The organism is Thalassoroseus sp. (genome assembly GCF_984380535.1).
The window spans coordinates 34637-40636 of sequence record NZ_CFHRBF010000030.1 but is presented as its reverse complement, the minus strand read 5'-3'; the positions used below and the strand labels follow the sequence as shown (position 1 = coordinate 40636).

Below are 6000 nucleotides of genomic sequence, written 5' to 3'. Positions count from 1 at the left end.
CACCGCAAGGTGGCAACTCGCTGGCAGTCTATCCTACGGAGCGAACTCGGCGAGCGCTGCGGATCGCCGATGCAATGCAGCCGGCGATTCTATACATCGACGAGGTGGAAAAAGCACTCAGCGGCGTCTCAAGTTCCGGTTCATCCGACAGCGGCGTCTCCGCCCGGATGTTCGCTTCGCTGCTGTCCTGGCTCAACGATCACGACTCGGATGTCTTCGTTGTTTGCACCGCCAACGACGTTACCAAACTGCCGCCCGAGTTCAGTCGCGCGGAGCGTTTTGATGCGTTATTTTTTCTGGACCTGCCCGAATCCCAGCAAAAGCAATCCATTTGGCAGATGTACCGGCAGCGGTTCGATATCGCGACGGATCAACCCTTGCCGGACGATCAATTTTGGACCGGTGCCGAGATTCGGGCTTGCTGCCGGCTAGCCGCTCTCTTGGATGTTCCGTTGGTTCAAGCCGCCCAAAACATTGTGCCGGTCGCGGTGACAGCGGCCGAATCCGTCTCGCGATTGCGTGACTGGGCTAGCGGCCGCTGTCTCTCGGCAGAAACCACTGGCCTCTATACCAATGACTCGACCCATCCTAAACCTCGTCGCAAGCTCGGTCGCAATCCCAGCAACAACTGATGGGATGCGTTTCTAATTTCCTATCACTCCGATTACCTGGCAGTGGACGGAACACGTTTCCTTCCACTGCCATTTTTATGTCCCGACACCGATCAGACTCAACGTCTGCCACAACATTGTGATCTGACAACTTCCACTCGATGACCCTCGTTTTGGAGAACACCATGACTGTAGCCACAGAACGTCCACCAACAGATACCGACAATCCCGCCGAGCGAATTCGCAGTACGATGTGTGCCACCCGCGTGAGCTTTGTCTGGTTCGGCACTCGCAAAACACTCACCTCGCAGCAGAAGGCTCAGGCGGCGGAATCCTTTGGCGCTCAAGGTGAGTTTCTGAGTGCTGGCAAGAAATTGTTGGACACCAAACATCCCAGGTTCCAAGCGGTGACGGCTGTTCGCAACCGCGCACGGGCCTACTGGGCCGCGTTGAGTCTGCCGTACCCCGAACCCGGGATCCGTCTCGTCCGGCAAGAGACACTCGAACAGTTTCACCAACAGATGACCGAGTATCAGGTGGAACTCGCCGAAGCAGTCGAGCAACTCGATGAGCAATATGCGGAACTGATGGCGGCGGCCCAACAGCGACTCGGTCGACTATACAATGCCGCCGATTACCCCGTCTCCTTGACGGGCTTGTTCGAAGTGAATTGGGACTTCCCCAGCCTCGAGCCGCCCAGCTACTTACAACAACTCAATCCCGCTTTGTACGAGCAGGAGTGCCAGCGGGTGCGGGCCCGATTCGAGGAAGCCGTGCAGTTGGCCGAGCAAGCCTTCATCGAGGAGCTCTCACAGTTGGTGTCACACCTCACCGAACGGCTGTCCGGTCAGGACGACGGTCGCCCCAAGATCTTCCGCGACACGGCAGTGGGAAATCTGCAGGAGTTCTTCGAACGGTTCCGTAGTTTGAATGTTCGCTCGAACGAGCAGTTGGATGCGCTCGTTTCCCAATGCGACCAAGTGGTGCAGGGCATCCAGCCCCAAGACCTGCGGGATGATGGCGGATTGCGTCGCCACGTCGCCAAACAGCTTTCCGGTGTTCAATCCGTGCTCGATGGATTGCTCGTCGATCGTCCCCGGCGGCGGATCATCCGTTCGCCCAAGTGACGGAGGCCTCATGCAACTGCTGATCGATCCCCGCGGCAGCATCCGCTGCGTGTATGCGGAAACTATTGACCTCGCGGAAATCGGCGAACTTACGTTAGCTCGTGGCTCCCATGTCGAACCGGGTGTGAGTGGCCAGTGGTATGCCGATCTGTCCCCGGTGCACGGTCCGCGACTCGGCCCATTCGCTCGCCGCAGCGAGGCTCTGCGAGCCGAAGTCCGTTGGCTGGAGACACACTGGTTAACGCCAGTGCCCTCGGCGTAAAGCACCCCCATATTTTGAAGTGACCTGCCCCGGTCGCGCGGAACGTTCCTCCGCACGGCCGGGGCTGTTTTTGTTTCCCCTTGCAACAGGAGTTTGGAACGATGCAACAACGCGACTTGAACCGGGCCGTGTCCCGGGCGACCGGTGAATCTGTTTCGACGATCAAACGCCTGGGCTTTCTGATTGCCGAGCCCGACGATCCCCGCGATCCCGACTCCGAGGAATTCGGTCCCTACGTCATCGATTGGGATGCCGTGGAGCGGCAACGCGACTCACACCCCATAGAAGGGCGCGACGATGTACCGCGCATCGGTTGAGCCCTGGAAGGCAAGACCAGCCAGAATATGCTCGCCACGGATTCAGCTCAATCGCCAATGCCCCAATTTCCAGGGTCGTCGGTGGCGACTCCGTAGCGGCCAACAACGCGGCCGCCGAGAACCGCACTCGGTTCCGCGTCAGCGGAGGCGTCGACGCCCACTCTGAGTGGTTCGCGTCTCGATCAAATTGTCCACGATGCCGCGTACAACTGTTTTTTCTTCCCTTACGAAAGGTCCACACCATGAAGATTCTGCTGATCAACAATGATGGAGGGGGCTACGCCGATTACGTCGAAGTTCCCGACGGCACTACGGTCGCCCAATTGTTCGAACGCCAGATCGGCTCCAGCAAGCCGAGTGATTACCTGATCCGTGTCAATCGTCAGCCGTGTCCCGCCGACCAAGTTCTGCAGGACGGAGACCGCATTTCCATCACGCCGACGAAGATCGAGGGCGCGGCTCGTTAGCCTCGAAATCGTGACTTGATGTTGATCCCACGGCCGCCGCGGTTGTCGCGGCGGCCGCCTTTTTGTCCCTAGCTTTTCGAGGAATCAACGCATGATTGTTGACAACAAGCTGTGTCTGCGGTGGGCCAGCGTCATTTACGACCACTATCACCCAGTTCGTCCAATGCAAGCGACGGTAGCATTACCATCTCCCGCTTGGCAACGCTGTGAACTTTTATCGCGTCGTCTGCGACGTGTATCCGAGCGTGGCTGGCGACTGGCAGCCGCTCGTCTGCAACGCGAGCTGCGGGAATTGCTCCACCGGTTAGTGATGGATCTGACCGCCATCGAATGTCAGTTCGAACCTCATCCACAGGAACGCCTGGCAGCTTCGGTGCAAGACATCCATGCCGACTTGAAAGCCTTGCAACAGGAGTTCGACGAGGTCTCGCTGGATCGCCGCCAGGACACGATTTCTGTGACGACCGAGCCGATTGAACTCGACGGCGTTTATCTCGGAAACTTCGAGATTCGATTGGCGTTGCATGAATTGACCACCGACGGCTCCCGGCGTTACCGCGTCATTGCGACCGATCCGCATCCGGCGGCGATCAACGAGAGTGTGACGCATCCGCATGTTCAAGACGAAACCGTTTGCGAGGGCGATGGTCGAGGGCCGATCACCCAGGCGTTGTCCAATGGCCGCTTGTTCGACTTTTTCGTGATCGTCGCCAATCTGCTGCGAACCTACAACTCGGGAAGTCCCTACGTGTCACTGGAGGATTGGCATGGTGTCGAGTGCAGCGATTGCGGCGCCACGATGGCTGCTGATGATCGCTGGAGTTGCGAGAAGTGTCAGGCTGAGATCTGCGATGGTTGTTCCGCCCGCTGCTCCCATTGCGACAGCATGTGCTGTGTGGGCTGTGTGAGATGTTGCCCCGGCTGCGATGAGCATCACTGCTGCGAATGTTTGAACGCGTGCTCGAAGTGTGAGTCGGACAGCTGTCCCGCTTGCCTGGATGAAAACGAACTGTGCCCTGACTGCCAAGATCAAGACATGGAGACGAACGATGACGAATTGGTCGCCTGCGAGATCGATCCTGGAGCCGACGCTTCGGTTCAGCCCCACCGCTTGGGCGAAACTGTTGTTCCTGCGTGATTATGGCGAGACCGAAGTCGGCGGCTTTGGCATTGCCCACCCCGATGATTCGCTGCTCGTCCAGGATGTGCAACTGGTTCGTCAAACTTGCTCTTGGGCTCATGTGGCCTTCGACGATGAATCGGTCGCCGACTTCTTCGACAAACAAGTGGATGCTCACAGACGCCCCGAGCAATTCGCCCGGCTGTGGGTGCATACCCATCCCGGTGATTGTCCGCTGCCCAGCCACACCGACGAGAAAACATTTGATCGTGTCTTCGGACGTGCCGATTGGGCCGTGATGATCATCTTGGCGCGCCAAGGCCAATCATATGCCCGGTTGCAATTTAATATCGGACCGGGTGCGGAGATCGAGATTCCCATCGAACGCGATTACACCCGGCTCTTTGACGCTTGCGATCCCGTCGGCTGGGAGCAGGAATATCTGATGAATGTGCAAATCGAACAGCCGGCTCGGAAACCGACTTCCCAGCGGAAATCCGTGCCAACTGGACCATCGGACGATTTTCTTTGGGGCGAGGAGCCCGAGTGCTGGTTCGAGGAATTGGAATCGGAGGCCACTGACAACCAGGAGAATGCCGATGACTATTGACGCAACCAACACAATGGATCGATTCATTCGACAAAGCGACTTGGTGCCTGCGGAGCGGCTGGCAAAAACGACGATTTCGGTGATCGGCGTGGGGGCGGTCGGTCGTCAAGTCGCTCTGCAACTCGCGGCCATCGGAGCACCGCGGGTCCAACTCGTGGATTTCGATATGGTCGACGTGACCAATGTCACCACCCAAGGCTATGCCGCCGCGGAAATTGGTCAACCGAAAGTCATCGCCACGCAGGACGCTATGCTTCGACTCGATAACTCGATTCAGGTCGAAACAATCCCAGACCGTTACCGATCCCGGCAGACGCCGGGGGAAGTGATTTTCTGTTGTGTCGATTCGATCTCCGCTCGCAGTGCCATTTGGCGTTCGGCCGGCGAGCATGCCCGTTTCTGGGCCGACGGCCGGATGTTGGGCGAGGTCATTCGGGTCCTAGCGGTTGGCGATACCTGTGGCTTCGCTTGCTATCCGCAAACGTTGTTTCCGCAGGCCGAAGCTCAGCGCGGCCAATGTACGTCCCGCAGTACGATCTATGCCGCCAATATCGCCGCCGGCCTGCTGGTCCACCAATTCACCCGTTGGCTGCGTGACCTGCCACTCGACTTTGATACGACCCTCAATCTTCTGGCAGGCGAATGGACCGTTGCCAACGCCGACTCATAGAAGTTGAGTTTCCTGGCCGAGCGGTCAGCCCCACCAACCGCTTGCTGCTCCCTTTTTTCTAAACCATCAACATGGAGATTTCATGCCCGCATTAACGGACCAATCCGACATCGCCAAAAATCTCGCCAGCGCTTGCCGTTGGATACAACCTCATCCCGTCGATTTTGGGCCATTCACTCGACATCGGAGGCAGGATCCGCTTTCACCTATTGTGCAGTCGCCATCGTCTGGATTAGCGAGCGGCGACCAAACCGAAACGCAAAGGCAGGAGTTGATTTCAGTCACGGTTGACAATTGATTGGGGTCTACACTTCAAGCAGGAAAGAATATTGATGGACGATTTGGTGGGACTGGCCTTATTCGCCTCGATTTGCTGGTGGTTCTACAAATCCGGTAAACGTGTCGGCAGTCGCAAAGGCTATAACGTCGGCCGATCACGAGGCCGACGACGACGGCGGTAAGCCCATCCCGAAGTTTCATTTCAGCTGATTGAGAACCCGAGTCCTTCCCGGCCGCCCAATTGGGCGGCCGGGAAGGACTTTTTTCTTAGCTATTGCGGCTATTTGGAGCAACGCATTCCGCGTCTTGCAAGGCGATCTTGTTGACAGGCGTCCTTCGCCATCAATCGAGCGTTGCTGGGAAGCAACGCAAAATGAAATGCCATACGACCCGGTTTGGGAAGCGATGAGCGGACGGTCTGTGAGAGATGAAAGTCGAAGCCCGTTAGGTCAGGACACAATATCGGAACGTCATCTAGCCAGCACACGTGGAAATGATTCGGTCGTCGGGAACTTATGATGCGATGACAATGATGAT

The 6000-nt window shown here is 57.6% G+C and carries 9 protein-coding genes; all 9 read left to right on the top strand.

What is annotated here, in order from left to right; all coding sequences use genetic code 11:
* Positions 1–632: AAA family ATPase (locus AC5DDB_RS28745; protein ID WP_491743216.1), on the top strand; the 632-nt coding region annotated here is incomplete at its 5' end.
* A 164-nt stretch (positions 633–796) separates the two neighbouring features.
* Entirely contained in the window at positions 797–1738 is a 942-nt protein-coding gene (locus AC5DDB_RS28740) for a hypothetical protein (protein WP_491743215.1), read from the top strand.
* A 10-nt stretch (positions 1739–1748) separates the two neighbouring features.
* Positions 1749–2000, top strand: coding sequence for a hypothetical protein (locus tag AC5DDB_RS28735; RefSeq protein ID WP_491743214.1), 252 nt, complete (start codon positions 1749–1751; stop codon positions 1998–2000).
* A gap of 101 nt (positions 2001–2101) precedes the next feature.
* The gene (locus tag AC5DDB_RS28730; protein ID WP_491743213.1) at positions 2102–2317 is read left to right on the top strand and encodes a hypothetical protein; all 216 of its coding nucleotides are present in this window, start codon (positions 2102–2104) and stop codon (positions 2315–2317) included.
* 242 nt (positions 2318–2559) lie between these two features.
* Positions 2560–2784, top strand: coding sequence for a MoaD/ThiS family protein (locus AC5DDB_RS28725; protein WP_491743212.1), 225 nt, complete (start codon positions 2560–2562; stop codon positions 2782–2784).
* Positions 2785–2875: 91 nt separating this feature from the next.
* Positions 2876–3922, top strand: a complete 1047-nt coding sequence (locus AC5DDB_RS28720) for a hypothetical protein (protein ID WP_491743211.1) — start codon at positions 2876–2878, stop codon at positions 3920–3922.
* Positions 3834–4514 carry a hypothetical protein gene (locus AC5DDB_RS28715; RefSeq protein WP_491743210.1) on the top strand — a complete coding sequence of 227 codons (681 nt, stop codon included), beginning with the start codon at positions 3834–3836 and terminating at the stop codon, positions 4512–4514. Before AC5DDB_RS28720 ends, AC5DDB_RS28715 begins: the two co-directional genes overlap by 89 nt.
* The gene (locus AC5DDB_RS28710) at positions 4504–5184 is read left to right on the top strand and encodes a ThiF family adenylyltransferase (RefSeq protein WP_491743209.1); all 681 of its coding nucleotides are present in this window, start codon (positions 4504–4506) and stop codon (positions 5182–5184) included. The genes AC5DDB_RS28715 and AC5DDB_RS28710 overlap by 11 nt, the downstream gene beginning before the upstream one ends.
* Positions 5185–5516: 332 nt before the next feature.
* Complete coding sequence (locus AC5DDB_RS28705) at positions 5517–5645, top strand: hypothetical protein (RefSeq protein ID WP_491743208.1); 129 nt, start codon at positions 5517–5519, stop codon at positions 5643–5645.
* Positions 5646–6000: the final 355 nt, after the last annotated feature.

Bases quoted from the DNA above. Each gene is read 5' to 3' on its own strand.
- AC5DDB_RS28740 (WP_491743215.1), top strand. From the start codon at position 797: ATGACTGTAGCCACAGAACGTCCACCAACAGATACCGACAATCCCGCC.
- AC5DDB_RS28735 (WP_491743214.1), top strand. From the start codon at position 1,749: ATGCAACTGCTGATCGATCCCCGCGGCAGCATCCGCTGCGTGTATGCG.
- AC5DDB_RS28720 (WP_491743211.1), top strand. From the start codon at position 2,876: ATGATTGTTGACAACAAGCTGTGTCTGCGGTGGGCCAGCGTCATTTAC.
- AC5DDB_RS28705 (WP_491743208.1), top strand. From the start codon at position 5,517: ATGGACGATTTGGTGGGACTGGCCTTATTCGCCTCGATTTGCTGGTGG.
- AC5DDB_RS28730 (WP_491743213.1), top strand. From the start codon at position 2,102: ATGCAACAACGCGACTTGAACCGGGCCGTGTCCCGGGCGACCGGTGAA.
- AC5DDB_RS28715 (WP_491743210.1), top strand. From the start codon at position 3,834: ATGACGAATTGGTCGCCTGCGAGATCGATCCTGGAGCCGACGCTTCGG.
- AC5DDB_RS28725 (WP_491743212.1), top strand. From the start codon at position 2,560: ATGAAGATTCTGCTGATCAACAATGATGGAGGGGGCTACGCCGATTAC.
- AC5DDB_RS28710 (WP_491743209.1), top strand. From the start codon at position 4,504: ATGACTATTGACGCAACCAACACAATGGATCGATTCATTCGACAAAGC.